This is a genomic window from Ruegeria sp. G5 (assembly GCF_056533365.1).
Window position 1 is genome coordinate 506,858 of the sequence record NZ_JBQFOK010000002.1, and the last position, 26,327, is coordinate 533,184.

Sequence of the window (26,327 nt, forward strand, 5' to 3'; positions counted from 1 at the left end):
CTCAGGCGTAAATATCTGTCCAGAGCTCGTCCAACGCGGGCTCGGGGCTTTCTTTTGAGAATTCGGCGGCCTGATTGACGACCTCTTTGATCTCTTTGTCGATCGCCTTCAGGTCATCCTCGGTCGCGTGTTTGCCGGTCAGCAGCAGCTCGCGCACATGTTCAATCGGGTCGCTTTGTTCGCGCACCTTTTGAACCTCTTCGCGGGTGCGGTACTTGGCCGGGTCGGACATCGAGTGGCCGCGGTAGCGGTAAGTTTTGACCTCAAGGATGTAGGGGCCTTTGCCTGCGCGGCAGTGCGCGACGGCTTTTTCACCGGCTTCCTTTACCGCAAGAACATCCATGCCGTTCACGATCTCACCGGGAATGCCGAACGCTTCGCCACGATGGTAGATGTCCTTGGTCGAGGTCGAGCGTGCCTGAGATGTCCCCATGGCATATTGGTTGTTTTCGATCACGAACACGACCGGCAGATCCCAGATCGCCGCCATATTGAATGTTTCGTAAACCTGACCCTGGTTTGCAGCACCGTCACCGAAGTAAGTGAAGGTCACGCCGCCGTTCTCTTTATACTTGTCGGCAAAAGCCAAACCTGCGCCCAGTGGAACCTGTGCGCCCACGATACCGTGGCCGCCATAGAAGTGCTTCTCTTTCGAGAACATGTGCATCGAGCCGCCCTTGCCTTTGGACAGACCACCCTCGCGCCCGGTCAATTCGGCCATGACGCCGCCCGGGTCCATTCCACAGGCCAACATGTGGCCGTGGTCGCGGTAGGATGTGATCCGCTTGTCGCCTTCCTTGGCTGCGGCCTCAAGCCCGACGACAACCGCCTCTTGACCGATATACAAATGGCAGAAACCGCCAATCAGTCCCATGCCGTAGAGTTGTCCGGCTTTTTCCTCGAATCGACGGATCAGCAGCATCTCTCGGTAATAGGTGGTGAGTTCTTCCGCAGAAACGTTTGGTTTCTTTGTGGTCTTTCGCGCAGCCATTGTGGCGATCTCCCCCTCTCGGCAAGATAGTTTAGCGTTAAACTATCTCTTAAAGCATTTCGATCCATCTGGCGAGTGTAAATGTGACGCAGCGTCCACTCGCGCGGAATCCGGCGTAGAAACGCCTATTTTATAATGCTTTGACGTGAGGTAGAGCGCGTTAGCGGATAACAATCTCGTCGGCGCGGATCATGCCTAACACCGAACGCGCCTGTTGATCCAGCAAGTCGAGGTCCAGATACGTGTCCGAAAGACGACGTGTCAGGTTATCCATTTCTGCGATTTCGGCCTGAAGTTTATCCAGGTCGCGCGACAGGGCGTCCCGTTCCGCTGCAATCTCGACCCGTCTGAACAGGCCATAGTCGCCCTGCACGGCGGCGAAGGTGAAATAGACACCCAGCATAAAAGCCACCATGAAGAACAAAACTGCGCCCAAACCGGGCCGATTGGAACGGGACACTCTGTTTACCGCCGTATGAAGTTTGCCTCAATAACGGGCCCTTTTCGGGCCTCTGAAAGCACTATGACACAGGTGATTCGGGTTGTGAATCCTTTGTTGCCAGAAAAACGTATGAGGCAGCGATTTTATTGTTCCAGTGTCGCGACACCCGGCAAGGTCTTGCCTTCCATCCACTCCAGAAACGCGCCGCCCGCAGTGGAAATGTATGAAAAATCATTGGCTGCGCCAGAGGCATTGAGTGCGGCGACAGTATCGCCGCCACCGGCAACTGAAACCAGATTTCCAGACCGGGTCAAAGCGGCTGCTTTGAGTGCTGCGGCATTTGTTGCGGCATTAAACGGTTCGATCTCGAACGCACCCAGCGGACCATTCCAGATCAGCGTTTTACTCAGATCAAAAACCTCGGAAACGGCGGCCACGCTCTCGGGGCCAGCGTCCAGGATCATACCGTCTTGGGTGCACTGATCGGCTGGCAGAATTTGGTGCGGTGCGTTGGCTTCGAATTTTTCGGCCACGACAACGTCAGACGGCAAAACGATCTTGCATCCCGATGTTTCCGCTTTTGCCATGATGTCCGCCGCTGTCTCTTTCATCGCGCTTTCGGCCAGTGACTTGCCGACGTTCAGACCCTTGGCAACAAGGAATGTGTTTGCCATGCCGCCACCAATCACAAGGTAGTCGACTTTCTCGATCAGGTTGCCCAGCAGCTCGAGCTTGGTTGAGACCTTGGCACCTCCAACAACGGCTGTCACGGGGCGTTTCGGGGCGCCCAGTGCACCCTCTAAGGCTTGCAACTCGGCTTGCATCAGGCGACCGGCGCACGCGGGCAGCAGTCGTGCAATAGCCTCGGTCGAGCTATGGGCCCGGTGCGCCGCGGAAAACGCGTCGTTGCAATACACATCGCCCAGCTTGGCCATACCGGCGGCGAGGTCAGCGTCATTCTTGGTTTCCGCCGCATGGAAGCGCGTGTTTTCCAAAAGCAGCACCTGACCGGGTTGCAAGGCGGCGGCAGTGGCTTCTGCCTGATCACCGACGCAATCGGGCGCGAACTGAACCGAGGTTCCAAATGCGGCTTCAAGGGCAGGGACAAGTTGCTGCAGAGAAAGGTCCATTTTCCGCTCACCACCGGGGCGTCCGAAATGGGCCAGAAGGATTGGCTTACCGCCAGCGGCCAGAATGTCACGAACAGTTGGTACAACGCGCTGGATACGGGTGTCGTCGGTCACGACACCGTCAGCGACCGGAACGTTGATATCCACACGTACCAGCACGCGCTTTCCGCTCAGGTCCATTTCGTCCAGTGTTTTCCAACCCATCGTGCTGTCCTCGCATTTCCAATCGCTTTAGGCGGTTCTTTTCCGGCTTTTTGCCCTCAGGTCAATGCGTCACTTGGCATTCGCACGCTTGCGGCATAGGTATTTGCGCAAGACAATCGACAGGAGGGCCACATGGCCGAGATCAAAGATCCCGAAAACACCATTATCATCGAGCTGAAAGACGGCAATGTCGTCATCGAGCTTTTACCTGACGTGGCCCCTCAGCACGCGGCACGGATGAAAGAGCTTGCTCGGGGCGGCGAGTATGACAACGTGGCTTTCCATCGTGTGATTGACGGCTTCATGGCGCAAACCGGTGACGTACAGCATGGTGACATGGAAGACGGTTTCAACCTACGTATGGCGGGTACTGGTGGATCATCGCTGCCGAACGTTCCGGCCGAATTTTCCAAACTGCCCCATGATCGCGGAACTTTGGGCGCGGCCCGGTCTCAGAACCCGGATTCGGCCAATTCGCAGTTCTTCATCAACTTCAAGGACAACCATTTCCTGAATGGCCAATACACCGTCTATGGCCGTGTCATTGAAGGCATGGAACATGTGGACGCCATCACCCGTGGTGAGCCCCCAATGAGCCCGGACCGCATGATAAGCGTTAAGGTGGCTGCCGATGTATAAGCTGGCCGCCGCATTCGCTTTGTTGGCCAGCCCCGCCTTGGCCACAGGCTTGGAGATCGAGATTGAAGGTGAGGGTGCAAATGGCACCGTTACCGTTGACCTTTTTGATGACCTTGCTCCGAAGCATGTTGAACAGATCAGCACTTTGGCAGCCGAAGGGAAATATGATGGCGTGGTGTTTCACCGCGTAATCGACGGGTTCATGGCGCAAACGGGCGACGTGGAACATGGTCGCCTTGGCAGTGACCTGCGTCGCGCCGGTACAGGTGGCTCTGACCGACCTGACCTGCCTGCCGAGTTCTCCGATTTCAACTACGACCGCGGTGTTGTTGGAATGGCGCGCGCGCAAGATCCCAACAGTGCGAACTCGCAGTTTTTCATCATGTTCGCGCCCGGTCCTTTCCTGAACGGACAATACACAGTTGTTGGTCAGGTGACCGGCGGCATGGAAGTGGTCGACGCGATCAAACGTGGCGAAGGACCGAACGGTGCTGTCATCGGCCAGCCTGACGTCATGAAAAGCGTGACAGTGACAGAGTAATACAAATAGCCCCGCTGTAATTGACAGCGGGGCTATATTAATTGGGGCTTAGTCGTCGCCCATCGTGTTCCAGATGGCGGCCCCGATCGCACCACCAATAAGCGGTGCCGCCCAAAACAGCCACAATTGCTCAAGCGCGGGACCTTCTGCAAACAAGGCAACCCCTGTGGATCGCGCCGGGTTGACCGAAGTGTTGGTTACCGGGATTGAAATCAGGTGAATGAGTGTAAGCCCAAGGCCGATGGCGATCGGCGCAAAGCCCGCGGGCGCCCAGCGTGACGTCGATCCAAGGATGATCACGATGAAGAACGCTGTCATCACGACCTCGATCACAAGCGCTGAGGTCATCGAATACCCTTCGGGTGAGGCCTCATCAAACCCGTTGGTGGCAAAACTGCCGACCCCTTCAAATCCCGGAGCGCCGCTGACGATCAGATAGAGCACTGCGGCCGCTGCGACAGAACCGGCGACCTGAGCAATCCAGTACGGGATCAGGTGTTTCGCGGGGAACCTGCCACCCATCATCAGGCCAAGGCTGACTGCGGGGTTAAAATGACCACCAGAGACATGACCAACGGCATAAGCCATAGTCAGGACGGTCAGGCCAAAGGCAAAAGAAACACCCAGCCAGCCGATACCTACATCGGCCACGCCTGCGGCTAAAACGGCGCTGCCGCAACCGCCCAGCACAAGCCAGAACGTGCCGAAAAACTCGGCCATCAGTTTTGATGACATAAAAAGCCCTCCTAAAAACAACAGGTTCAATGTAATTCAAAAAACGCTTTTTGTGAATCCTGCTTGTTAATCGACGCTATTTCCATGTCACAGGGTCAAGCTGGAACAATTTGGAGAGCTGAGTATAGACTTCAGGAACGGCTGCTTTGAGGTCCCTGGGCCGTTCAAAGAAAACCTCGACGGAAACCGCAAAAAACTCTTCGTGGCCAGTTGCGCCATAGGGATCTATGACGGTTGGTCGCCCAGCTTCTACTGCGTGTACATGCGCGTCATATGCGTGCAGAAAGGCTTTTTCCCATTCAGCAAAGCTTTGACCGTCGCTCAGAATGGGTACTCCGTTTGTGCCGCCTGAGAGATCGTCAATCTGATGCGCGAATTCGTGCAAGACAACGTTCTGCCCATCGTGATCATTCAATGCGCCCTGTTGGCTATGCGTCCATGAAAGGATCACGGGGCCACGGTCCCAGCTTTCACCGGTGCGCACGATCTCTTTTTCGCTGACGACATAACCGTCTTGCCTGCGTTGGCGCGATTTGAACGCGCTTGGGTAGATCAGGATAGTTGTCAGATTGTCGTACCAGATGTCCCGGTTTATCACGAGCAGACAGGCCTGCGCTGCAATTGCCAGCTCCATCTCTTCGGTGACGTCCAGCCCGTCGCATCCGTGAAATCTGACCTGATCAAGAAACAGGTTCACCTTGCCGTCCAGATGCGCCCTTAGGTCATCAGGAAGCCGACGTATCAATGGAACCTGCGCGTCAATCATTCGACGCTGCTGGGGCGACAGCGGGGTGGCCAACAGGTTTTTACGTGTTTGATTTTTGGACCAGTAGCGATAGGCGAAAAAGCCAAGAACCAGCGCCAGAACAATGAAAAGTATCAACATATTCGCAGCCTAGCTGCGCTGATCGCGACTTGAAACCGAAAACGCAGGTTGGGTGCGCCCACAAAAAAGCGCCGCGGAATTAACCGCAGCGCTGATACTCTCGGCAGAAAAGCCTTGTTATTTGGCTTCAGCCGCAGGGTTTGCACCGGATTTGCCGCCGCGGCCCGGGTTCAGCGGGTCGTCCTGGCGCTGCACCGAACCTTCGAAATGCGCGCCGCTTTCGATGGCGATTGTTTTGTGGATGATGTCGCCCTCGACTCGTGCCGAAGAGGTCAGGCGCACTTTCAGACCGCGCACGCGGCCAACGATGCGGCCGTTGATGACAACGTCATCCGCGGTGACTTCCCCTTTGATCGTAGCGGTTTCGCCGATTGTCAAAAGGTGTGCACGGATGTCGCCTTCGACTGTGCCTTCAACCTGAATATCGCCAGATGTTTTCAGGTTGCCAGTGATGTGCAGATCTGACGACAGAACGGATGCCGGAGGCTTGGGCTTGGGTGCCGTGCTTGCCTTGCTTTCCGAAGGGGCCGGGGCCGCTGGTGTGGCCGGAGCGGCCGGCTTTGCTGCCTCAGTCTCTTTGGATCCGGGCTCGTTGATTTTGCTCTTAGAAAACATTTCTCGCAGCCTTGATGTAAGTCATTGGGTTAACGGGTTTTCCGTTCACGCGTACCTCATAGTGCAAATGCGTGCCGGTAGACCGTCCGGTGCTACCCATATCAGCAATATGATCCCCGCGCGAGACCCTTTGACCAACCTTTACCTGTATCTTGGTGTTATGGGCATAAAGTGTCTCAATCCCAAAGGCGTGCTTTATTTTGACCAGCCGTCCAAAACCGGATTGCCAGCCAGCATGGGTGACCACTCCGTCGGCGGTCGCGAAGATATCCGTTCCATGCGCTCCCGCGAAATCGGCACCGTTATGCATACGGCGGCCACCGGTTTTGGGGTCCCGGCGGGTGCCATAGCCACTTGTGAAACGCACGACGGCGTTCACCGGGCTTGCAAATGGCGCCTTTTCGGCAGCAATGCGATAGAGGTTCAGCTGATCCATCTGCTGCAGCAGAGTGTTGGCGCGGATTTCGTCGGGGGTCAGTTCCTCACCGCGCGTGCTGAAGGATATGGGGGTTAGGGGGCCACCCATGCCGCTGTAACCACGCCGTACTTCTTCGATGATACGGTCAGTGGGCATGCCTGCCTGACGGAACATCTTGTCGAGTGGTTCGACCGAGATGACCATCGCCTCTTCGAGTTGACGGAATATTTCGTCGCTACGTTCCTGCATGAGCCGGATTTCCAGCTCAAGTTCATCGCGTTGTTCAAGCGCGTCCTTGGCATCCGCTGCGATCTGATCACGCTCTACCGCAGTTCGCGCCAACGCTTCGGTCATGAACCCCATCTGTGCGGGGTTGCCGACACTTGCCATATAGACGTCGTCGGCACCGTTTTCCTGCTGCAGCTTGGCCAGTTCAACACGGGCTTCTTCGCGCTGCTTCATGGTCGCGCGCAACGTGGTCTGGATGACCTCGATGCCGGTTTCCAGTTCCCGACGGCGGTTTTCTGATGCAAGCAGCTCGGACTGCATCGCCGAAATTTGCTCAAGCGCCGCATTGAAACGGTCCTGAGCCATGAGCGCTTCTTCGGCGCGAACATCGCGTTCGGCAGATAGAATGTTCAGGCGTTCCTGATAAGTCGCTTGGTCGCGTTTTGCCTGTTCGCGGAAATTGCCCGACCCGATGCTGTCCATCAGCAGGATGGCGGTCGCTACGGCCGTCCAGCCTACGATAACCGAAACACCTGCCACAGCCGCGACCTGAGTTTCAGAACTAAGGCGGATGAACCGCGTGTCATTGTCAGATTTCAGAAACACTCGGCGTTCAGGAAAATGCCGCTCGAGCAATGAATGTAGTTTGATTGCCAGACGTGTTCGCACGCGTCTTCCCTCTGTCCATCCCCAACATCGGAACCGGTTGTGAGTTATCTCCGTTCCTTGGTGCAACTGCATAAACAGACCATGTGATTTCGGCAAGTTTGTTAACTAGTTCACACAAGAAACAGGTTTTTTACCGCCAATTCTCGGCGGGATTTTGCCGATAACGGTCTCGTGAGCCCGCTTTTTAGGCCCGGCCAGGTGCAGGCAAGTCTTCTGTCAAAGGCCAATAAAAATCGGGGGGTAAGCCCGCCTCGGCACGCTTTTCTTCATTGAACGGAGGTTTGAGGACCCCGTGAAAATAGCGCCGCACCAGCGCATGGAACACGTCTTTGGGGTCGGCGTTTTCGCGACCGCAGAGGAAGTGAAACCACTTTGATCCGTAGGCAACATGGCCAACTTCCTCGGCGTAGATCACCTCGAGCGCGGCGATCGCCTTGTCGTCTTTTGCCTTGCGAAAGATGTCGATCATGCCGGGCGTCACGTCCAGCCCGCGCGCCTCAAGAACCATCGGCACGACCGCCAGTCGGCCCATCAGATCCTCGGCTGTATCTTCGGCAGCGCGCCACATTCCTGCATGGGCGGGCAGGGCACCATAATGACTACCCATGTGTTCAAGACAATCGCAGACCATTTCGAAATGGCGCGATTCCTCTTCAGCGCACTTCACCCAGTCATCGTAAAACCCGATAGGCATGGGGACGTGGCCAAAACGGGCGATGATATCCCAGTGCAAGTCCACGGCGTTCAATTCGATATGCGCGACCGCATGCAACAGCGCGATGCGCCCTGCTTCGGTGCCGGGTTTACGTTTTGGCACCTCTCGCGGGGACAGAAGCTGAGGTTCTTCAGGACGGGCCGGGTAGAGTGGAGGCGTCGCAGTCCCGACCTCGATCACAGCGGCACCATCCGAGCGGGATTCAAACCATGCTGCAGCATGGCGTTTGGACAGGGCGGTTTTCTCGCGCCCATCCGCGGTGGTCAGAACTTCGGTCGCCATCTGGGTCAGTGTTTTCGACACCGGTTGTCTCCGCTTTTTGGATCTCTGCGGGTCTTAAACCGGATGGCGACCGTGGTGAAGAGGGTCAGAGCGCGCGAACCGCTTCCAGTACCTCGTCTACGTGACCCGGGACTTTGACCTTGCGCCACACGCGGGCGATTTTGCCTTCGGCGTCGATCAGGAATGTCGAGCGTTCGATGCCCATTGATTTTCGCCCATACATGTTTTTCTCGACCCAAACGCCGTAATCTTCACATACGGTAGAGCCTTCGTCAGATAAAAGCGGAGTTGTAAGGCTGTGTTTGGCAACGAATTTGTCGTGTTTGGCAACGCTGTCGCGCGAGATGCCGAAAACGTGAGCACCTGCATCGGAAAAGGCCTGAAGTTGTTCCGAGAAACCGATGGATTCCTTGGTGCAGCCCGGCGTATCATCGCGGGGATAGAAGAACAAAACGACGGCGCCGCCGCGCAGGTCTGACAGCGTGACCTCGCCGCCGCCGTCGCGGGGCAAAGTGAAATCAGGGGCAATGTCTGTGACGTCGGGCATTGGAAACTCCGCTAAAGGTTTTAGTGCTGTTCGTTACCATAGGGCGGCACGAGCGGGTTGAAAGGCGTGGATAGCAAATTGGTGCAGCACGAAGAAAAAAGTGCAGACCAGGGCGAGCCCTCTCGCCGCAGGTCACGCCGTCGCCTGTTTGCCTACGCGACGCTTGGAACCCTCGTTTTACTGGCTGGGCTTGCCCTGTTCGGCTGGTTTTTTCTGATTGGGCAGCAATTACATGCGCCGCAATGGATGCGGACACAGGCGGAAAAACGGCTCGATGACTCGCTGGGTGGTCTAAAAGTCCGATTTGGCGAGGCCACGTTCATCGTGAATGAAGAGTGGCGGCCAAGGTTGCGCTTGACGGATGTCACCATCAGTGACGCGGCAGGTCAGCAGATCGCGCAGGTCGGGGACCTGAGAACGCGATTGTCCATGCGCGGACTGCTACGGGGGCAGATACGTCCGCGCCGCATTACTTTGCGCGATGCCCAGATCGCTCTGACCCGTGATAAGGATGGCGCACTGTCACTGACCGTCGGATCGGGCAGCTCTCCGGTTCAGCGGGCTCCTACGCTAGCCGAGTTGATTGAGGAATCGGATGATGCCTTTTTGTCGCCGATCCTGTCCGGGTTGCGGTCGATTGAACTGGAATCCCTGACGCTCGATTATCAAGATTTGCGCCTGAACCGTGCCTGGGTGTTCGATGGGGGCCACATTACTATCACCCGCAGCGGTGACGAAATGCGTCTTGCGACCGGGTTCTCGGTTTTGACCGGACGTGATTACGCCAGTTCGATCGAAGCGAATTATACAAGCGTGCTGGGGACACCGCAGGCAAGCTTTGGGGTTTCAATCACGGACCTTCCATCCGAAGATATTGCAAGTCAAAGTCTCGCGCTTTCTTGGTTGCAGGTGTTGAACGCTCCGATCTCCGGTGCCTTGCGTGGCAGTATTGATGGCAACGCGGCTTTGGGTCCGCTGTTTGCGACATTGAACCTTGGGGCAGGTGCGGTTCAACCAACGCCTGAGACGCAACCGATCCGTTTCGACTCGGCCCGCACATACTTTACCTACGACCCGCGCCAGCAGGTTTTGGACTTTAACGAAGCCTCGGTGGTTTCGGACCTTGGTGCGATACAGGCGGACGGCAAGGCGTTTCTGAAAGGAATCGAAAACGGAGCCTTGGAAAGCCTGACGGCGCAGTTGAGCTTGAACAGCATCGACATCTACCCCGGCGGCCTTTTCCCTGAGGCATTGGAATCGGCAAGGGCAAATCTGGATTTTCAGCTCAAGCTTGCTCCGTTTGATTTGCGGCTTGGACAATTGACCCTGGTTGATGCCGACCACACGTTGCGTGCGTCGGGCAGTCTGGTAGGCGAACCCGACGGTTGGGTGGCTGCGTTGGATGCGCATCTGGACACAATGACATCAGATCGCCTGCTGAATTATTGGCCCGAAATTCTAGCCCCAAAGCCGCGCAAATGGGTTTCAGAAAACCTGTACGAAGGCGATTTTTCGGATGTCGAGTTCTCGCTGAGGCGGCAACCGGACAGCAAACCGGACATTTATCTTGGCTTTGGGTTTGAAAACGCAAAGATCCGGTTCGCCAAAACCTTGCCTCCGATTCAAGAGGCACAAGGCCGCGTTAGTTTGTTGAACAACCGATTTACCGCTTCGGCGGAAAACGGGATTGTCATTGCCGATCAGGGCGGTGCCGTTGACGCATCGGGGACGTCTTTCATTATTCCTGACACCTCGATCAAACAACAATCCCCGGCGATTGCACGCATTCAAGCCAAAGGTTCGGCGACGGCTGCCCTGTCTTTGCTTGACCGAGCGCCGCTGGAACTGTTGACCAAAGCGGGGTTGCCTGTGGACCTTGCGTCAGGGGATGTCAGCCTGTCCGGCACATTGTCGTTGCCTATGAAAAAGGGCTTAAAGTTCGACGATACCGAGTTTCATTTTACTGGCGAGATCGATGGGGTTGAAAGCGACCGTTTGGTGCCGGGGTTTTCGGTCAGCGCTGATCGTCTGACATTGTCAGGTGATCAGGATGCGGTCGAAATTTCTGGCTATGGTCTTTTCGGGGATGTGCCGATGAATGCCACGTGGCGCCAACCCATCGGCGGAACTGAGCAACAGCGTAGCGAATTGACCGGTGAGATTGAGCTTTCGCCCGCGCTTATGACAGAATTGAAAGCCGGTCTGCCTCAGGGAATGCTGACGGGGCGGGGAACCGCGGATATTTCGTTAGGTATCGGAGCAGGGGAGCCAATCAAGCTAACCGCGACATCCGACTTAGTTGGGGTTGGTTTGAATATTCCGGAACTTGGGTGGCGCAAAGGGCCACCTGCGTCGGGTTCTATGATCGTCGACGCAACATTGGGCGATCAGCTACGGGTGGATTCATTGAAGCTGGATGCCGCAGGGTTGCGCAGCACAGCCACCATTTCGTTCCGCGAGGACGGAGAGTTCGACAAGGTCGAATTCAGCTCGTTTGACCTTGGAAATTGGCTGGCGGTTCCGGCAGAGCTGATCAGCAGGGGATCTGCGGTGCCTGATATCCGGGTGCAAGGCGGTATCATGAATCTTGGCGCTGCAACCTTTGGTGAAGGTGGAAGCAGCGGCGGCGGAACAGGGAATGGTCCGAAACTGGACGTGGTTCTCGATCGGCTGCAGGTTACGGAATCCATCGCGCTGACCGGGTTCACTGGCGCTTTTCAGACGACTGGGGGCGTTACTGGTGCCTTCAATGCTCGCATAAACGGAGGAGCACCGGTCAGCGGGCAGATCACACCGCGTGGAGAGCGTAGCGCGGTTTCCCTGACCTCGAACGATGCCGGAGAGGCCCTGCGTTCTGCTGGCGTGATCACCCAAGCGCGCGGCGGTACGTTGACCATGAGCCTCGAGCCGGTTGGCGCTGCTGGCAACTATGATGTCGACCTAAAGATTAAGAATACCTACATCACCGATGCCCCGGCGATGGCAGCACTGCTGAATGCGATCAGCCTGGTTGGGCTGATCGACGAGATGACGGGCTCGGGTATCTTCTTTTCTGCAATCGAAAGCCGAATGCGGATCACTCCGACCGAGATAAAGGTTCTCAGCGGCAGCGCCGTCGGCCCGTCAATGGGCCTGTCTTTTGACGGCACAATCAATACCGTCGCCGAAACACTTAACTTGCGCGGTGCGATATCACCGATTTATCTGGTGAATGCGATCGGAAGCGTCTTTACAAAAAAAGGCGAAGGTATCATCGGCTTCAACTACAACATCACAGGGCCGATGAGATCGCCGAAAGTGTCGGTGAACCCGCTGTCTGGATTGGCACCGCTATTCTTGCGTAACCTGTTGCGCGCGCCTGCGCCAAAGGTTTCCGATGGGCCCAATTCGCTGCCGGTCAAGCCGGATCAACCGCGGAAGACTTTTGGCGCACCACCGAAAGACAATTGAAGTGGGTTATTGCTGTCTTGGGCGGGTCCTAGTATGGCGCGCGCATGAAACTCAGCGATTTTGATTTCCACCTCCCAGACGAACTGATTGCCACACGACCGGCCAGCCCCCGTTCTTCGGCGCGATTGCTGGTGGCTGATGGCAACTCGACCACAGATGCACGTGTCTCTGACTTACCCGATTGGCTAAAGCCGGGCGACCGACTGGTGCTGAACGATACGCGCGTTATCCCCGCGCGACTAAATGGCCGCCGCCATCGGGACAGTGCGCAAGGGCCGGTATCCGCAGGTATTGAGGCGACGTTGCTTGATCCACAAGCTGACGGCACTTGGGCGGCATTGATAAAACCATTGAAAAAGGTCAAAGCGGGGGAGGAAATCCGTTTCTCGGAACACCTCAGCGCGGTTTTGGAGCGGGTTGAAGACGGGCAGGCTTATTTGCGTTTCAACTTGACAGGGCAGGATTTCGACGCTGCGCTGGACCAAGCAGGCGTTATGCCCTTGCCGCCCTATATCGCTGCGAAACGCCCTGCGGATGAGCGTGATAAAACGGATTACCAAACGATCTGGGCCCGAAATTCAGGCGCGGTGGCGGCACCAACCGCATCGCTTCACTTTGATGAGGCGCTGATGCAGGCATTGACAGCCCGAGGCGTGTCTATCAGCCATGTCACGTTGCACGTGGGCGCGGGAACGTTTCTGCCGGTAAAAGTCGAAGACGTGACGACCCATAAGATGCACGCCGAGTGGGGGCGTGTCAGCGCCGAGGCGGCGAAAGAGATTCAAGAAACCAAATCTCAGGGCGGTCGCGTAATCCCAGTGGGCACGACGGCCCTGCGCCTTATCGAAAGCGCCGCGCGCAGTGGGCAGATCGAGCCGTGGGAAGGTGAGACGGATATTTTTATCTATCCCGGGTTCCAGTTCCATGTCACAGATGCGCTAATGACGAATTTTCACCTGCCAAAATCCACGTTGCTGATGCTGGTATCGGCGCTGATGGGGCAGGATCGAATGCGCGACGTCTATGCCCATGCCATTGAACAAAAATACAGGTTCTTTTCTTATGGTGACGCGTCGCTTTTGATACCCTAAAAGCCGCTGTGTCGGGGTCAACTTACGCTGATGTCGTAGACAAGCACGACCAGAGACGTTTTTCATAGCAAAACGATTCCAGACTTAGTTGGCATTATTCGGAGGCCGCGATGATTCAGGTCCTTTCCAGCGCATGGGCGCTTCTTCTTGGTATGGGCCTGTTGATGGTGGGCAACGGGCTGCAAGGCACCATCCTCGGCGTCCGTGGCGAGATTGAGGGGTTTACCACCCTTCAGATGTCTTTTGTGATGTCAGCTTATTTTGTCGGGTTTCTCGGGGGATCTCGTCTGGCGCCCGAAATGATCCGCCGGGTCGGTCACGTTCGCGTCTTTGCGGCGCTCGCCTCGTTCATATCGGCCGTCATGATCATGTATCCACTGTTGACGGATCACGTCGCGTGGTTTCTTGGCCGAGTGATTATCGGGTTCTGTTTTTCGGGAGTGTATGTCACCGCTGAAAGCTGGTTGAACAACGCAGCCAGCAATGAAAATCGGGGTCAGGCGCTTTCGCTTTATATGATCGTGCAAATGATCGGCATCATCACCGCTCAGGGGTTGGTCTTGATCGGCGACCCGTCTGGATACGAGACGTTCGTCATCGCCTCGATCCTGGTTTCGGTGTCATTCGCGCCAATTCTGTTGTCAATTTCGCCGACACCCGCATTTGATACGACCAAACCCATGACGCTGCGCGAACTGATGGGGAAATCCCCGCTGGGATGTGTCGGCATGTTTTTGTTGGGTGGCGTCTTTTCAGCTCAGTTCGGCATGGCTGCGGTCTATGGCGCGCAAGCTGGGCTGACACTGGTTGAAATCTCGACCTTCGTTGCGGCTTTTTACGTGGGCGCGGTCGTGCTGCAATACCCGCTGGGGTGGTTCTCGGACCGAATGGATCGCCGTCTGTTGATAATGATCGTAGCCCTGACCGGGGCGGCTGGTGCGATTACCGGCATGCTTTTTGGTATGGCCTTTCCGTTCCTGCTGCTTTCCGCGTTTATTATTGGCGGGATGTCGAACCCGCTTTATTCCTTGCTGATCGCACATGCGAACGACTTCCTTGATCACGAAGATATGGCAGCTGCGTCCGGCGGTTTGGTATTCATCAACGGGCTGGGCGCAATCGCGGGCCCGGTGATCACTGGCTGGCTGATGGGTGACGCCGTGTTTGGCCCACCGGGTTTTTTCCTGATCATCGCCGCACTTTTGGTGGCCACCGCATTGTACGCCATGTACCGCATGACACAGCGCGCAGCGATCCCGGTCGACGAAACCGGCACCATGTCTCCGCTGTATCCAACGGCCTCGCCGGTGGCGTTCGAAGTTGCGCAAGAGGTCGCCATCGAAGCGGCCGAGGCCGAGCACGATACGCAGGATGTTGCCTAACACACAGATTTATGTCGCATATGTTGCAATATGTTACTGTCACAAATCTGTAAAACGGCCTTTAATGACGTTACGTCCCTGGGGAGGCGAACATACGGAGTTAAGGGCAATGACAGGGCCTGAAGACGTACTGAGTTTTTGGTTGGATGACGTTGGTCCCAAGGGTTGGTATTTGCAGGATGACGCACTGGATGCTGAAATCCGCGAAAAGTTCCTGACCACTTGGGAAGCAGCGAACGAAGGCAAGTTTTCCCTATGGTTGACATACCCAAGCGGGGCCTTGGCGTACATAATCCTGATGGACCAGTTCCCGCGCAACATGTTCCGCGACAGCGCCAAGGCGTTTTCATCGGATCGCGCGGCGCTGTCGGCAGCTAAATGTGCGGTCGACAAAGGATGGGATCTTAAGATCGACGAACCGGCGCGGCAGTTCTTTTATCTGCCGATGATGCACTCGGAAAACCTGTGCGACCAGGAACGTTGTGTGCGTCTTATGTGCCAGAACCTCAGCGCAAACTCGAGCAACCTTTTGCACGCCCGCGCTCATCGTGAAGTCATTCGCCAGTTCGGTCGGTTTCCCTACCGCAACGAAGCATTGGCGCGCCCGATGACCGAACCCGAAGCCGCCTATGTCAGCACAGGCGGATACGGAGCGACGGTGCGAGAGTTGCAGGCGGCAGGTTAACCTGCCGGCACGCAACCTCGAATGGCAATGACTCGGTCGACGATCACGTCGGCCGATTTTTCTACTGCTAGATTGATAAGCTCCTCCGGCGCCTCTGTGACCTCAGATATGCGCGTTTGGGTATTCTGCAGTTTTTGCTCCAAGTGATCCAATTTGTTCAATGCGTCTGCAACACGTTGGGCGGTTGCGCTGTCGGCGGTGACGTCGCTGAATGAGATCGAAGCAAGATCACTGCGCAAAGCGGTCAGTTCTCCGCGCACCCCTTGAACTTCAGTTCTGAGCGGGGCGACAATTTCCACTTTTTCAGCGAATGTTTGGGTGACGTCCTCAACTGTTGAGGCAAGTTTCCACCCAAGAAATAGGCACAAGGCAACAAGGATCAGGGTGGCATTCAGCATCGCAAGTAAAAGATCGGTAAGTGTTCTGGCCATGGTAAGTCTTTCTATTTCTTAAGGATAAAACGGCGGTTTAATCGGACGGTTTCCTCTGTTCTAGCTATTGAGGGCGTCGCGGTATAGGCTGAAAACCGCGCGTTACACGCGGATTGACCCTGCGTCGCTTTTGTCGCGGGGCAACTGTATTGATGCGTTGGCGAAATTAGTTTAATGGTAAACTAATTTCTAAATCGACCTGCGCCGAGAGGGAAACATGGCTGCACAATCTTTTGATCTGATCGTAATTGGCGCCGGTCCCGGCGGCTATGTCGCGGCTATCCGGGCTGCTCAACTTGGGCTGAAAACAGTCGTGGTCGAGCGTGAGCATCTGGGCGGTATCTGCTTGAACTGGGGCTGTATCCCCACAAAGGCGATGCTTCGGTCCTCCGAAGTCTTTCACCTGATGGAGCGTGCCAAGGATTTCGGCCTGAAGGCGGATAAGATCGGGTATGACCTCGACGCGGTGGTAAAGCGCTCGCGCGGGGTTGCCGGGCAACTGTCCGGTGGTATCGGGCACCTGCTGAAGAAAAACAAAGTGTCAGTAGTGATGGGCGAGGCGACAATTACCGCCAAAGGCAAGGTGTCTGTCAAAACCGAAAAGGGTACCGAAGAGCTGAGCGCCAAGAATATCGTATTGGCGACAGGCGCGCGCGCGCGCGAGCTTCCGGGGCTGGAGGCTGACGGTGATCTGGTTTGGACCTACAAGCATGCCCTGCAACCGCCACGTATGCCGAAGAAACTACTGGTGATCGGTTCCGGCGCTATCGGCATCGAATTCGCCAGTTTCTACAACACGCTTGGTGCAGACACGACAGTCGTCGAGGTGATGGATCGCGTGTTGCCTGTCGAAGATGCTGAAATCAGTGCATTCGCCAAGAAAGCGTTCACCAAGCAGGGTATGACCATCATGGAAAAGGCGATGGTCAAGCAGCTGGATCGCTCCAAAGGTAAAGTCACGGCGCATATCGAAGTGAAGGGTAAAGTTGAAAAACACGACTTTGATACCGTCATTTCGGCCGTCGGTATCGTGGGCAATGTCGAAAACCTCGGGTTAGAGGCCCTGGGGGTCAAAATCGATCGTTCGCATGTCATAACGGACGAATTCTGCCGGACTGGCGTAGAAGGCCTTTACGCGATCGGCGACATCGCCGGCGCTCCTTGGTTGGCGCACAAGGCCAGCCACGAGGGCGTCATGGTCGCAGATCTTATCGCAGGAAAGCACGCGCATCCCGTCAAGCCAGAAAGCATCGCTGGTTGTACTTACTGCCATCCGCAAGTTGCGTCGGTGGGCTATACCGAGGCCAAGGCGAAAGAGCTGGGCTATGACATCAAAGTCGGTCGCTTCCCATTCATAGGTAACGGTAAGGCCATTGCCTTGGGCGAGCCCGAGGGGATGATCAAAACGGTATTCGATGCCAAGACCGGTGAATTGCTGGGTGCGCATATGATCGGTGCGGAAGTGACCGAAATGATCCAGGGATATGTGGTAGGCCGTCAGTTGGAGACCACGGAAGAAGATCTGATGAACACAGTCTTCCCGCACCCGACTCTGTCAGAAATGATGCACGAAAGCGTCCTGGACGCCTATGACCGGGTTATCCATATGTGATCTGGCGGGTGGGGGGCTCTGCCCCCGCCGCCCTTCGGGCGACTCCCCCGGGATATTCATAGCCAGATGAAGCAGGGGATCTGTATTTCATCTGGCCGAAAGTATCCCGGAGCGCGAGGCAGAGCCTCGCAAAAGTTCACTTTGTCAAAGCATCCAGAATGCGGACCCAGGATCGGATGCCTTTGTGAAAGCTTTTCACGTCGTATTTTTCGTTGGGCGAGTGAATGGCGTCATCTTCGTTCGCAAAGCCAACCAACATGGAATCCAAGCCGAGTTCTGTGTTGAAATACCCCACAACCGGAATTGATCCACCCATGCCGGTGAATACGGCCTCGCGGTTCCACTCGTCCGACAGCGCATTGCGGGCAGCTTCAAACTCGGGCCGGTCGATATTCATGACGGAAGCAGGTGAGCCTTCAAGATCATTGTCCCATTCGACTGTGGCATCGGGCGAAAGTTGTTGTTCAACGTGTTTGCGGATTTTGTCCCTTAAAGCATCGGGATCCATGTCACCCACCAGACGGCAGGTTATTTTACAGTTCGCGCGAGATGGGATCACCGTTTTGGAGCCGGCTCCGTTATAGCCCCCCCAAAGGCCGTTCACTTCCAGCGTGGGCCGGGCCCATTGTTGTTCCAGTGTTGAATATGCTTTTTCGCCGTGCGGCTGCGAGTAGCCAACCGAATTCAGGTAATCGGCCTCGTCGAACCCGCAATTCTGCCATTGGCGCAGCTGATCTTCTGGTACCTCGTGAACACCTTCATAAAATCCGTCTACAGCGACCCGACCTGTCTGGTCGTCGTAGAAAGAAGAGACGATTTTGGACAATTCTCTGAGAGGGTTCAGAGCCGGTCCGCCGTAGTGACCCGAATGGAGGTCGATCCGAGGGCCTATTACAGTGAATTCATCCTTGAGCATCCCGCGCAGCTGCGACGCAATAGACGGAACGCCCCGTGAAACCATCGACGTGTCGCACACCAGCGCCAGGTCTGCTTTCAATTCGGCTGCATTTTCACGAAGGAACGGAACCAATGAAGGAGAGCCGGACTCTTCTTCGCCCTCAAAGAAAAACGTGATGCGGCAGGGCAGCGCGCCATGAACGGCTTTCCAGGCGCGGCAAGCTTCGACAAATGTCATGAGCTGCCCTTTGTCGTCTGACGACCCGCGTCCGCGAATGACTGGTCCGTTGTCTGTATCTTCGATCGCCGGATCAAACGGGGGACGGTCCCAAAGTTCCAGCGGATCTACGGGTTGGACGTCATAATGCCCGTAGAAAAGCACATGCGGCGCGTCACTGTCTTCGCCGATATGGCCGACGACCATTGGGTGCCCGGTGGTCTTACGCTTTTCTGCCTGAACGCCGATGCTCTGCAGGTCTGAAACAAGCCAATCTGCAGCTTGGGACACTTGCTCATTGTAGGCGGGGTCAGTGGAAATTGATGGGATACGCAGCAACTCCATCAGACGGTCAATTGAGGTTTGAAGATCCGCATCTACGCGACTCAGAACAGCGTCCAGTGTCATTGGTAAGCTCCTGACAAGTGAATATTTGGCGCGACCCTATCAGGGCGGCCCGTGCCGTCCAGCCCGTAGCGGCCGCAAACTGGTATATTATCGGAAACACGAGCGAAAAAATGTCGAACCCCTGCGTCGTTTCCTCGCGTCTATTGTGCGTAAGTTTACTTGTCGGGTGGGGTGCGACGGGATATTTGATGCAAATCAAATTAGCATCCCCAGACTCGCTTATATGTTAAGAGCACTTGGGAACGATCGGCGCCAAGGCAGAGAGACCTGTCGAAAACGCTGTGAAAGACGTTCGGTCAATGCGGATTGGTCGGGCATGTAAGGAGAGACCGGTGGACTATACTGCTCAGCTCGATAAAGCGATTGCCAGGCTGCATGACGAAGGACGCTACCGGACCTTCATTGATATTGAACGTCGCAACGGGCATTTCCCGCACGCTGTTCGCACGCGTCCTGACGGATCGCAGCAGAACATTACCGTTTGGTGCGGCAACGACTATCTGGGCATGGGCCAAAACCCGGTGGTTTTGAACGCAATGCACGAGGCCGTTGACGCGGCAGGCGCGGGTTCAGGTGGAACGCGCAACATCTCGGGCACCACGGTCTATCATAAGCAGCTCGAAGCGGAACTGGCAGATCTGCACGGTAAAGAGGCCGCGTTGCTGTTCACTTCGGCCTATATTGCCAATGATGCAACATTAAGCACACTGCCCAAATTGTTCCCGGGCCTCATTATTTATTCCGACGCGCTGAATCACGCATCGATGATCGAAGGCGTGCGCCGCAACGGTGGAGCAAAGCGTATCTTCCGGCACAATGACGTGGCGCATCTGCGCGAGCTGTTGGAAGCAGATGATCCGGCTGCACCCAAACTGATCGCCTTCGAGTCGGTTTACTCGATGGACGGAGATTTTGGTCCGATTGAGGAAATCTGTGATCTGGCGGATGAATTCGGCGCGCTCACCTATATCGACGAGGTGCACGCGGTCGGCATGTACGGCCCGCGTGGGGGCGGTGTGACTGAACGTGATCACTTGGCGCATCGCATTGACATCATCAATGGAACCCTTGCCAAAGCATTTGGCGTGATGGGTGGTTACATCGCGGCAAGCGCGAAAATGTGTGATGCAGTAAGGTCTTATGCGCCGGGGTTCATCTTTACCACATCCTTGCCACCTGCTGTGGCCGCTGGGGCGGCTGCGTCAGTCGCGTATCTGAAAGAGGCGACTGAGCTGCGTGAGCAGCACCAAACACAGGCTAAAGTTCTGAAGCTACGCCTGAAAGGATTGGGTCTGCCGCTGATTGATCACGGTAGCCACATTGTGCCTGTGATTGTCGGTAACCCGGTGCACACCAAAAAGCTGAGCGACATGCTGTTGGACGACTTCGGAATCTATGTTCAGCCGATCAATTTCCCCACCGTTCCACGCGGAACTGAGCGTTTGCGCTTTACCCCGTCGCCGGTTCATGGCCCGGATGAGGTGAATCGACTGGTGCAAGCCATGGACGAACTTTGGTCACATTGTGCGCTAAATCGCGCCGAACTTGCAGGTTAACCTCACGCCAAAGTGTGCAACGCGTTCATAGCGTGTTAGGCTTAAGCTAACAAAAGTAGCAGACGAATCGTTAATATTGATTCGTCTCTTGCGTGAAACACGCGTAGGCAGAATGGGGCAGCAGGGATGATTGGGCGCAGATCTCAGCGCGATTCCGAAGACGACACCGACGTCCGGCCTAAGGGCTTTGACGATTACGAGGTGCGACTTGGCGACAGGATGCGCGGTGAACGTGCGACGATGGGCAAGTCTCTTCTGGATGTTCAGCGTGAACTGCGTATCAAAGCCAACTACATTGCCGCCATTGAGGATGCTGATCCGGACGCTTTCGATACTCCGGGCTTTATTGCAGGCTACGTTCGCTCCTACGCGCGTTATCTGGGCATGAACCCAGACGAAACCTTCGCCGAGTTCTGCGCTGAAAGCGGGTTCGAAGTGGCCCACGGCATGTCTGCCGAAGCCTCGGTTGTTCGCAAACCCACAGGCGGTCTGCCCGCGCGCGGCCCGATGGGGCGCGACCCGTTTACCTCGCCAAATACACCTTACATTCCCGGGCGCGAGTCGATCGTCAGCCAGATCGAGCCTCGTGCGATCGGATCTTCGCTGGTTCTGCTGACAGTGATTTGCGGCATTGGCTATGGCGGTTGGGCTGTGCTGAACAAGATTCAGCAGGTACAGGTCAGTCCGGTGGAACAGGCTCCGGTTGTTTTGTCCGATCTGGACCCGCTGGATGCAGCACGCAGCGCCGTAAGCGATGACGATGTTGCTGCGGTCGACGCGCCAACTGTCGAAGCGTTGGACCGGCTTTATCGACCTCAGGCCTTAGACGTACCGGTTCTGGTGGCGCGTGATGCGCCGATCTCGACCCTTGATCCGCGTCGGGTCGGGACCTTCCAACCACCCGAGCCCCCAAAGATCGAGGTGGCAGAGGTACACACCGTCGAACGCCCCATCCTGCCTCAAGTGGTCGAGCAACTTGACACCACGCTTAAGATCGTAGCAGTGAATCCGTCCTGGATGCGCGTGACCGCGGCTGATGGCAGTGTCATCTTCGAAGGAACGCTAGGGACTGTTGAACAAGGCAACACCTTCGAGGTGCCTTTGACAGAAGAACCGCCGCAGCTGAGGGCAGGGGCCTCGGGCTCGGTGTATTTCTCGATGAATGGTGAGCATTTTGGCCCTGTTGGTGCGCCGGGAACCGTGGCCAAAGGGGTTGTTCTGTCCAAAGACGCGGTTGCCGAGCGGTACGAGGTAGCGGATCTTGAGGCCGAACAGAACAGCGCGCTCAAACAATTGGTTGCTGAACTGCAGGCGCAGGAAGTCAACAGCGAAGCCGAGTGATCTTACCATTGCGATGCATGGGCAGGCGGACTATCTAAAAGCGCAACTCAGGTAGTCTTGGACCCGTTCCCATGTCCCTTAATCACGTTCGCCCGTGGCGTAACATCTATCGCCGCAAATCCCGCCAGATCATGGTCGGTGACGTGCCGATAGGGGGTGATGCACCCATTGCCGTGCAAACGATGACCAACACGCTGACGACCGATGTCGCGGCGACCGTTGCGCAGGTTCAGGCAGCGGCTGAGGCGGGTGCTGATATCGTGCGAGTTTCTGTCCCTGACGAAGCCTCCTCGAAAGCGTTGAAAGAGATTGTGCGCGAAAGCCCGGTTCCAATCGTTGCGGACATCCATTTCCACTATCGCCGCGGTATCGAGGCGGCCGAGGCCGGCGCCGCGTGCCTGCGGATCAATCCCGGCAATATCGGGGATGAAAAGCGCGTCAAAGAAGTGATCAAGGCCGCGCGCGACCATGATTGTTCGATCCGCATTGGGGTCAATGCGGGCAGCCTTGAAAAACACCTTCTGGAGAAATACGCGGAACCATGCCCCGAAGCGATGGTTGAAAGCGGGTTAGAGCATATCCGCATTCTGGAAGATAACGACTTTCACAACTTCAAGATCAGCGTCAAGGCCAGCGACGTGTTCCTGTCGGCAGCCGCCTATCAGGGCATCGCGGAAGCCACGGATGCACCTATCCACTTGGGTATCACCGAAGCGGGTGGGCTCGTCTCGGGCACCATCAAATCGGCGATCGGTCTGGGAAATCTGCTATGGATGGGGATCGGCGACACAATTCGCGTCAGCCTATCCGCAGACCCGGTCGAAGAGGTTAAAGTCGGTTATGAAATCCTGAAGTCACTGGGGCTGCGTCATCGCGGTGTTAACATTATTTCCTGCCCGTCCTGTGCGCGACAGGGTTTTGATGTCATCAAGACCGTCGAGGCGCTTGAACACCGGTTAGAGCACATCAAAACCCCGATGAGCTTGTCGATCATCGGCTGCGTGGTGAATGGCCCCGGTGAGGCCCTGATGACGGATGTCGGCTTTACCGGCGGGGGTGCGGGGTCAGGCATGGTCTATCTGGCGGGAAAAGCCAGCCACAAGATGTCGAATGACCAAATGATCGACCACATCGTAGAGCAGGTCGAAAAGAAAGCAGCAGAAATAGAAGCAACCGCCGAAGCGGCTGAGTAAGCCATATTGGCTGCTTGGGCTTGTTGTTGCGGTGGCGCAAAAAAAGCCACAGGCCGATCTCGTGGCGACATCAGCTCTGACAAGCGGCTTGTTGAACTTGACGCGAACTCACGATCCCAGTGTTGACGGGCCTTAAGCTGTGGAGGCAAGCTTTGGCTATGTTGCGCCGCGCCGTTTTCCTTTTCCTCGCCTTTGTCATTTCAACTGTTGAGGCTCGATCCTGTGAGTTGGCGCTTGCGTTTGCGCTGGATGTTTCAGGCAGTGTCGATGCGGATGAACACCAGCTACAGCGCGAAGGTTTAGCTGTGGCGTTGCTGGACCCCGATGTTGTCACAGTAGTCTCGGCGCAACCTGGTGGCGTTGCCTTTTTGGTTTACGAATGGTCGGATTCCCGTCAGCAGAATCAAATCGCTGCATGGCGGCTTGTTAAGGATGAAATCGGGCTGCGAGCGGTTGCAGCAGACGTCCTTGCTGCCCCCAGAAGTGCGACCGGTGGCACGGGCATCGGCCCCGCCGTGGCATTCGGCGCGCATATGTTTGAGTATGGACCGAAATGCAGGCGGCGGGTGATCGATGTGTCAGGAGACGGAAAACACAACAACGGTTTCCGCCCGCATGTCGCCAGAGAAATGGATGTCATGCAGGGGGTCACCGTCAATGCGTTGGTCATTGAAGGTGCCGATCCCGAAGTGCTGTCCTATTACGTGACGCACGTCATTTCGGGACATGGCGCGTTCGTCGAAATTGCTGCGGGATACGCTGACTATGCCGACGCGCTCAGGCGAAAACTATTGCGCGAGATTCCGATGTCGGTCGCGCGTCAATATCAGGTTTCGAACGAATAATCTCACGCCGACGTGTTGTTGCGGCGGGGTGGCGCAAGATGAGCCACCCCAAGGCCATTAGCCCTGTTCCGAACGGATTACGTCAGCAATCTGCAGCATTTGATCGGCAGACAGATAACCGCGCAGCATTTCATTACCCATAACAAATGAGGGCGTTCCAGAAATCTGCATGCGACGCGCCAATTCACGCGTTTGATTGATCTCATCAGTAACGCGATCGCTGTTCATCGCAGTAAAGATTGCGTCGCTGTCCAATCCCAGACCGTCTGAGATACGGCGCAGTGTGACTTCGGTAGGTTCGCCGCTGAATTCCAGCAGCGCGTCATGTACCTGTTTATACGCATCGTCGCCCGCAACGTGCTTAGTCGCTACGGCAAATCGAGAGGATATGACCGATGCGTCCCCCAGGATTGGGAACTCTTTGATGATCAGCCTGATATTGCCGTCTTTCGCCAAGAGTTCTGCAACCTCGGGTACCGCGCGTCGGCAATAGCCACAGCGGTAGTCCATGAACTCGACCAATGTGATGTCGCCGTCCGGGTTGCCACCAACCCAGCTATAACCGTCGTTGAACAGCTCTTCCGCGTTTACGGCGACAAGTTCCTTGTCCGCGGCGGCTTCGGCGACTGCGTTGCGCTGCTCAAGAATGTTGATGGCCTCGATGATCACCTCGGGGTTTTCCAAAAGGTACTCTCGGACTTGCGCGCCGAATTGCTCTTTCTCGGCGGCGCTCATGGTGTTGAGGTCCAGTGCCTGTGCAGGGCCGGTGATCAGGGAAAGCCCCAGAAGGGCCGGTGCAGCATGTCTGAGGATCATTTCCGTTTCCTTTTCTTTTTATTCGCTCGTTCTGAGGCAATAAGAACGTCCTGCGCTCTTTGCCAACCGGGTGAACCTTCGGGAAGTTGCCCGATGGCGCGTCTTGCATGAATACCTGCATCAGCCAGCCGGCCTTGCAAGGCATATCTTTCGGCCGTTACCATCGACGCCATACCGTTGTTGCCGGTTTTCGAATACGCAACCCCGAGGTCCTGCATCAATCTGGCATTACGATGGTCTCTGGCACGTGCTTTTTCAAGGGCTTGCAAGGCATTCTTGGTTTGACCGTGTGCCAAAAGCGCACGACCGTACCCCGCAAGGATCAGCGGATTGTTCGGGGCCATGTCAACGGCGCGTCCGTATGCCGCAACGGCATCCTTGATCTGGCGGTTCTCCAGCAAAATCTGCGCTTTCAGTTCCAGGTAATAGGGATCGTCAGGACGAAGGGTCAGCGCCTCATCTATCGCGGCCCGGGCGTTGATCAAGTCACGGTTCTGGTGATAGGCGGCCGCCTCTCGCATCATACGGATATCGCGCGCGTTTTCTTCTTTCGCCCGCTGCATGGTCCAGGCCGGAGATCGTATAAAGGCCGAAAGCTTTCCCTTGACCCGTGCGAACCAATAATCTGCACGTCTGTTATTCGCGGCCTTGTCGCCAAATTCATCTAAAAAGGTTTCTGCTGCGCGCAACCGCTCACGGCTGGTGGGGTGCGAGCGCATATAGGGATCCTGATTGATTTCGCTCAGCAATTCCTGGCCAGCGAACTTTCGATGCAAATCAACCATACCGATCGGGGAAATCCCTGCCGCGCGCAGGTAGCTGGCTGCGCTGCGATCAGCCGCAGATTCTTCGGCCCGGGTATGGCCCAAAAAACTGCGAAGAGACGCTGATGAGGTTCCAGCTGCGATACCAAGCGCGGCTTCTCCACCTCCGGCGGCACCAACAACCAGGGCCAGAGCCGTACCAAGCTGCGCTTTGCGCTGTGCAGCCCTTAGGTTTTCTGATCGCCGGGCGAGGTGTCCATTGGCTATATGTGCGGCCTCATGTGCGATGACGGCTTGCAGCATCTCGGGGTTTTCAACGGTCAGGATCAGGCCGTAGTTCAGGTAGATCGTATTGTGATCGATGACGAAGGCGTTGAACGTGCTGTCATAGACCACCAGAATTTGAACCCGGTTCGTGTTCAGGCCCGCCGCCCTGAGGATGGGAAAGGCCAGTTCACGCAGGCCGTATTCTATGTCCGGATCGCGGATCAGGCTTTGTGCACTGGACTGAACGGTACCTGCAACCCATGTCACTGCCATCAGCAACAGGGCCGGGATTGACGCCAGCCTGGATACACGTTCAAAAGCCATACAAGC

General features: G+C 56.2%; 24 protein-coding genes. 11 read left to right on the plus strand and 13 right to left on the minus strand.

Annotated elements, in window-relative coordinates:
* Position 1: 1 nt before the first annotated feature.
* The 3 genes from pdhA to ACR0BD_RS05645 form a co-directional block, all read right to left on the minus strand.
* Entirely contained in the window at positions 2–991 is a 990-nt protein-coding gene (gene pdhA / locus ACR0BD_RS05635; RefSeq protein ID WP_480694021.1) for a pyruvate dehydrogenase (acetyl-transferring) E1 component subunit alpha, read from the minus strand.
* Positions 992–1,151: 160 nt separating this feature from the next.
* Positions 1,152–1,451, minus strand: a complete 300-nt coding sequence (locus ACR0BD_RS05640; RefSeq protein ID WP_480694019.1) for an FtsB family cell division protein — start codon at positions 1,449–1,451, stop codon at positions 1,152–1,154.
* 125 nt (positions 1,452–1,576) lie between these two features.
* A complete protein-coding gene (locus ACR0BD_RS05645; RefSeq protein ID WP_480829318.1) occupies positions 1,577–2,767 on the minus strand; it encodes a phosphoglycerate kinase in 1,191 nt (396 codons plus the stop codon).
* 132 nt (positions 2,768–2,899) lie between these two features.
* Here ACR0BD_RS05645 and ACR0BD_RS05650 point away from each other — a divergent pair, with 132 nt between their 5' ends.
* On the plus strand, positions 2,900–3,406 hold the full coding sequence (locus ACR0BD_RS05650; RefSeq protein ID WP_480694015.1) for a peptidylprolyl isomerase: 507 nt from the start codon (positions 2,900–2,902) through the stop codon (positions 3,404–3,406).
* The gene (locus ACR0BD_RS05655) at positions 3,399–3,947 is read left to right on the plus strand and encodes a peptidylprolyl isomerase (RefSeq protein WP_480829320.1); all 549 of its coding nucleotides are present in this window, start codon (positions 3,399–3,401) and stop codon (positions 3,945–3,947) included. The genes ACR0BD_RS05650 and ACR0BD_RS05655 overlap by 8 nt, the downstream gene beginning before the upstream one ends.
* A gap of 48 nt (positions 3,948–3,995) precedes the next feature.
* Here the strand turns inward: ACR0BD_RS05655 and aqpZ are convergent, their stop codons facing one another.
* From aqpZ to ACR0BD_RS05685, 6 genes are all read right to left on the minus strand, one after another.
* Positions 3,996–4,682 carry an aquaporin Z gene (gene aqpZ, locus ACR0BD_RS05660; RefSeq protein WP_480829321.1) on the minus strand — a complete coding sequence of 229 codons (687 nt, stop codon included), beginning with the start codon at positions 4,680–4,682 and terminating at the stop codon, positions 3,996–3,998.
* A gap of 76 nt (positions 4,683–4,758) precedes the next feature.
* A complete protein-coding gene (locus ACR0BD_RS05665; RefSeq protein ID WP_480829323.1) occupies positions 4,759–5,568 on the minus strand; it encodes a M90 family metallopeptidase in 810 nt (269 codons plus the stop codon).
* 117 nt (positions 5,569–5,685) lie between these two features.
* Positions 5,686–6,183: a bactofilin family protein gene (locus tag ACR0BD_RS05670; protein WP_480694007.1), complete on the minus strand. Its 498-nt coding sequence runs from the start codon at positions 6,181–6,183 to the stop codon at positions 5,686–5,688.
* Positions 6,173–7,498 carry a DUF5930 domain-containing protein gene (locus ACR0BD_RS05675; protein WP_480694005.1) on the minus strand — a complete coding sequence of 442 codons (1,326 nt, stop codon included), beginning with the start codon at positions 7,496–7,498 and terminating at the stop codon, positions 6,173–6,175. Before ACR0BD_RS05675 ends, ACR0BD_RS05670 begins: the two co-directional genes overlap by 11 nt.
* A 184-nt stretch (positions 7,499–7,682) precedes the next feature.
* Positions 7,683–8,495 (minus strand): ferritin-like domain-containing protein, encoded by an 813-nt coding sequence (locus ACR0BD_RS05680; RefSeq protein WP_480829422.1) that lies wholly within the window; start codon positions 8,493–8,495, stop codon positions 7,683–7,685.
* 85 nt (positions 8,496–8,580) lie between these two features.
* Positions 8,581–9,042, minus strand: coding sequence for a peroxiredoxin (locus ACR0BD_RS05685; RefSeq protein ID WP_480694003.1), 462 nt, complete (start codon positions 9,040–9,042; stop codon positions 8,581–8,583).
* 66 nt (positions 9,043–9,108) lie between these two features.
* Here ACR0BD_RS05685 and ACR0BD_RS05690 point away from each other — a divergent pair, with 66 nt between their 5' ends.
* The 4 genes from ACR0BD_RS05690 (at position 9,109) to ACR0BD_RS05705 (ending at position 15,650) form a co-directional block, all read left to right on the plus strand.
* A complete protein-coding gene (locus tag ACR0BD_RS05690; RefSeq protein ID WP_480829324.1) occupies positions 9,109–12,492 on the plus strand; it encodes a YhdP family protein in 3,384 nt (1,127 codons plus the stop codon).
* A gap of 44 nt (positions 12,493–12,536) precedes the next feature.
* Positions 12,537–13,583 carry a tRNA preQ1(34) S-adenosylmethionine ribosyltransferase-isomerase QueA gene (gene queA, locus ACR0BD_RS05695; RefSeq protein WP_480829325.1) on the plus strand — a complete coding sequence of 349 codons (1,047 nt, stop codon included), beginning with the start codon at positions 12,537–12,539 and terminating at the stop codon, positions 13,581–13,583.
* Between the two features lie 110 nt (positions 13,584–13,693).
* On the plus strand, positions 13,694–14,965 hold the full coding sequence (locus ACR0BD_RS05700; protein WP_480829326.1) for an MFS transporter: 1,272 nt from the start codon (positions 13,694–13,696) through the stop codon (positions 14,963–14,965).
* Positions 14,966–15,074: 109 nt separating this feature from the next.
* Positions 15,075–15,650: a DUF924 family protein gene (locus ACR0BD_RS05705; RefSeq protein ID WP_480829327.1), complete on the plus strand. Its 576-nt coding sequence runs from the start codon at positions 15,075–15,077 to the stop codon at positions 15,648–15,650.
* Here ACR0BD_RS05705 and ACR0BD_RS05710 read toward each other — a convergent pair.
* A complete protein-coding gene (locus ACR0BD_RS05710; protein ID WP_480829328.1) occupies positions 15,647–16,081 on the minus strand; it encodes a hypothetical protein in 435 nt (144 codons plus the stop codon). The genes ACR0BD_RS05705 and ACR0BD_RS05710 overlap by 4 nt on opposite strands.
* A gap of 217 nt (positions 16,082–16,298) precedes the next feature.
* On the opposite strand from ACR0BD_RS05710, the gene lpdA reads away from it, so the two are divergent.
* A complete protein-coding gene (lpdA, locus tag ACR0BD_RS05715) occupies positions 16,299–17,693 on the plus strand; it encodes a dihydrolipoyl dehydrogenase (protein ID WP_480829329.1) in 1,395 nt (464 codons plus the stop codon).
* Between the two features lie 136 nt (positions 17,694–17,829).
* Here lpdA and ACR0BD_RS05720 read toward each other — a convergent pair whose 3' ends face one another.
* Complete coding sequence (locus ACR0BD_RS05720) at positions 17,830–19,215, minus strand: dipeptidase (protein WP_480829330.1); 1,386 nt, start codon at positions 19,213–19,215, stop codon at positions 17,830–17,832.
* A 332-nt stretch (positions 19,216–19,547) separates the two neighbouring features.
* Here ACR0BD_RS05720 and hemA point away from each other — a divergent pair, with 332 nt between their 5' ends.
* The 4 genes from hemA to ACR0BD_RS05740 all read left to right on the plus strand — a co-directional run bounded on the left by hemA (position 19,548) and on the right by ACR0BD_RS05740 (position 24,150).
* Positions 19,548–20,771: a 5-aminolevulinate synthase gene (gene hemA, locus ACR0BD_RS05725; RefSeq protein WP_480693988.1), complete on the plus strand. Its 1,224-nt coding sequence runs from the start codon at positions 19,548–19,550 to the stop codon at positions 20,769–20,771.
* Between the two features lie 126 nt (positions 20,772–20,897).
* Positions 20,898–22,112: a helix-turn-helix domain-containing protein gene (locus tag ACR0BD_RS05730; RefSeq protein ID WP_480829331.1), complete on the plus strand. Its 1,215-nt coding sequence runs from the start codon at positions 20,898–20,900 to the stop codon at positions 22,110–22,112.
* A 71-nt stretch (positions 22,113–22,183) separates the two neighbouring features.
* A complete protein-coding gene (gene ispG, locus ACR0BD_RS05735) occupies positions 22,184–23,305 on the plus strand; it encodes a flavodoxin-dependent (E)-4-hydroxy-3-methylbut-2-enyl-diphosphate synthase (RefSeq protein ID WP_480693984.1) in 1,122 nt (373 codons plus the stop codon).
* Positions 23,306–23,424: 119 nt separating this feature from the next.
* On the plus strand, positions 23,425–24,150 hold the full coding sequence (locus ACR0BD_RS05740) for a DUF1194 domain-containing protein (RefSeq protein ID WP_480829332.1): 726 nt from the start codon (positions 23,425–23,427) through the stop codon (positions 24,148–24,150).
* Positions 24,151–24,207: 57 nt separating this feature from the next.
* Here the strand turns inward: ACR0BD_RS05740 and ACR0BD_RS05745 are convergent, their stop codons facing one another.
* Positions 24,208–24,966, minus strand: coding sequence for a DsbA family protein (locus ACR0BD_RS05745; protein ID WP_480693980.1), 759 nt, complete (start codon positions 24,964–24,966; stop codon positions 24,208–24,210).
* Positions 24,963–26,321, minus strand: a complete 1,359-nt coding sequence (locus ACR0BD_RS05750) for a M48 family metalloprotease (RefSeq protein ID WP_480829333.1) — start codon at positions 26,319–26,321, stop codon at positions 24,963–24,965. The genes ACR0BD_RS05745 and ACR0BD_RS05750 overlap by 4 nt, the downstream gene beginning before the upstream one ends.
* Between the last annotated feature and the right edge of the window lie 6 nt (positions 26,322–26,327).

Coding starts and splice junctions, on each gene's coding strand:
- ACR0BD_RS05750 (WP_480829333.1), bottom strand. CDS start 26,321: ATGGCTTTTGAACGTGTATCCAGGCTGGCGTCAATCCCGGCCCTGTTG.
- ACR0BD_RS05720 (WP_480829330.1), bottom strand. CDS start 19,215: ATGACACTGGACGCTGTTCTGAGTCGCGTAGATGCGGATCTTCAAACC.
- ACR0BD_RS05685 (WP_480694003.1), bottom strand. CDS start 9,042: ATGCCCGACGTCACAGACATTGCCCCTGATTTCACTTTGCCCCGCGAC.
- ACR0BD_RS05745 (WP_480693980.1), bottom strand. CDS start 24,966: ATGATCCTCAGACATGCTGCACCGGCCCTTCTGGGGCTTTCCCTGATC.
- lpdA (WP_480829329.1), top strand. CDS start 16,299: ATGGCTGCACAATCTTTTGATCTGATCGTAATTGGCGCCGGTCCCGGC.
- ACR0BD_RS05680 (WP_480829422.1), bottom strand. CDS start 8,495: ATGGCGACCGAAGTTCTGACCACCGCGGATGGGCGCGAGAAAACCGCC.
- ACR0BD_RS05705 (WP_480829327.1), top strand. CDS start 15,075: ATGACAGGGCCTGAAGACGTACTGAGTTTTTGGTTGGATGACGTTGGT.
- ACR0BD_RS05710 (WP_480829328.1), bottom strand. CDS start 16,081: ATGGCCAGAACACTTACCGATCTTTTACTTGCGATGCTGAATGCCACC.
- ACR0BD_RS05730 (WP_480829331.1), top strand. CDS start 20,898: ATGATTGGGCGCAGATCTCAGCGCGATTCCGAAGACGACACCGACGTC.
- ACR0BD_RS05650 (WP_480694015.1), top strand. CDS start 2,900: ATGGCCGAGATCAAAGATCCCGAAAACACCATTATCATCGAGCTGAAA.
- ACR0BD_RS05700 (WP_480829326.1), top strand. CDS start 13,694: ATGATTCAGGTCCTTTCCAGCGCATGGGCGCTTCTTCTTGGTATGGGC.
- ACR0BD_RS05670 (WP_480694007.1), bottom strand. CDS start 6,183: ATGTTTTCTAAGAGCAAAATCAACGAGCCCGGATCCAAAGAGACTGAG.
- ACR0BD_RS05655 (WP_480829320.1), top strand. CDS start 3,399: ATGTATAAGCTGGCCGCCGCATTCGCTTTGTTGGCCAGCCCCGCCTTG.
- pdhA (WP_480694021.1), bottom strand. CDS start 991: ATGGCTGCGCGAAAGACCACAAAGAAACCAAACGTTTCTGCGGAAGAA.
- ACR0BD_RS05645 (WP_480829318.1), bottom strand. CDS start 2,767: ATGGGTTGGAAAACACTGGACGAAATGGACCTGAGCGGAAAGCGCGTG.
- ACR0BD_RS05665 (WP_480829323.1), bottom strand. CDS start 5,568: ATGTTGATACTTTTCATTGTTCTGGCGCTGGTTCTTGGCTTTTTCGCC.
- aqpZ (WP_480829321.1), bottom strand. CDS start 4,682: ATGTCATCAAAACTGATGGCCGAGTTTTTCGGCACGTTCTGGCTTGTG.
- ispG (WP_480693984.1), top strand. CDS start 22,184: ATGTCCCTTAATCACGTTCGCCCGTGGCGTAACATCTATCGCCGCAAA.
- queA (WP_480829325.1), top strand. CDS start 12,537: ATGAAACTCAGCGATTTTGATTTCCACCTCCCAGACGAACTGATTGCC.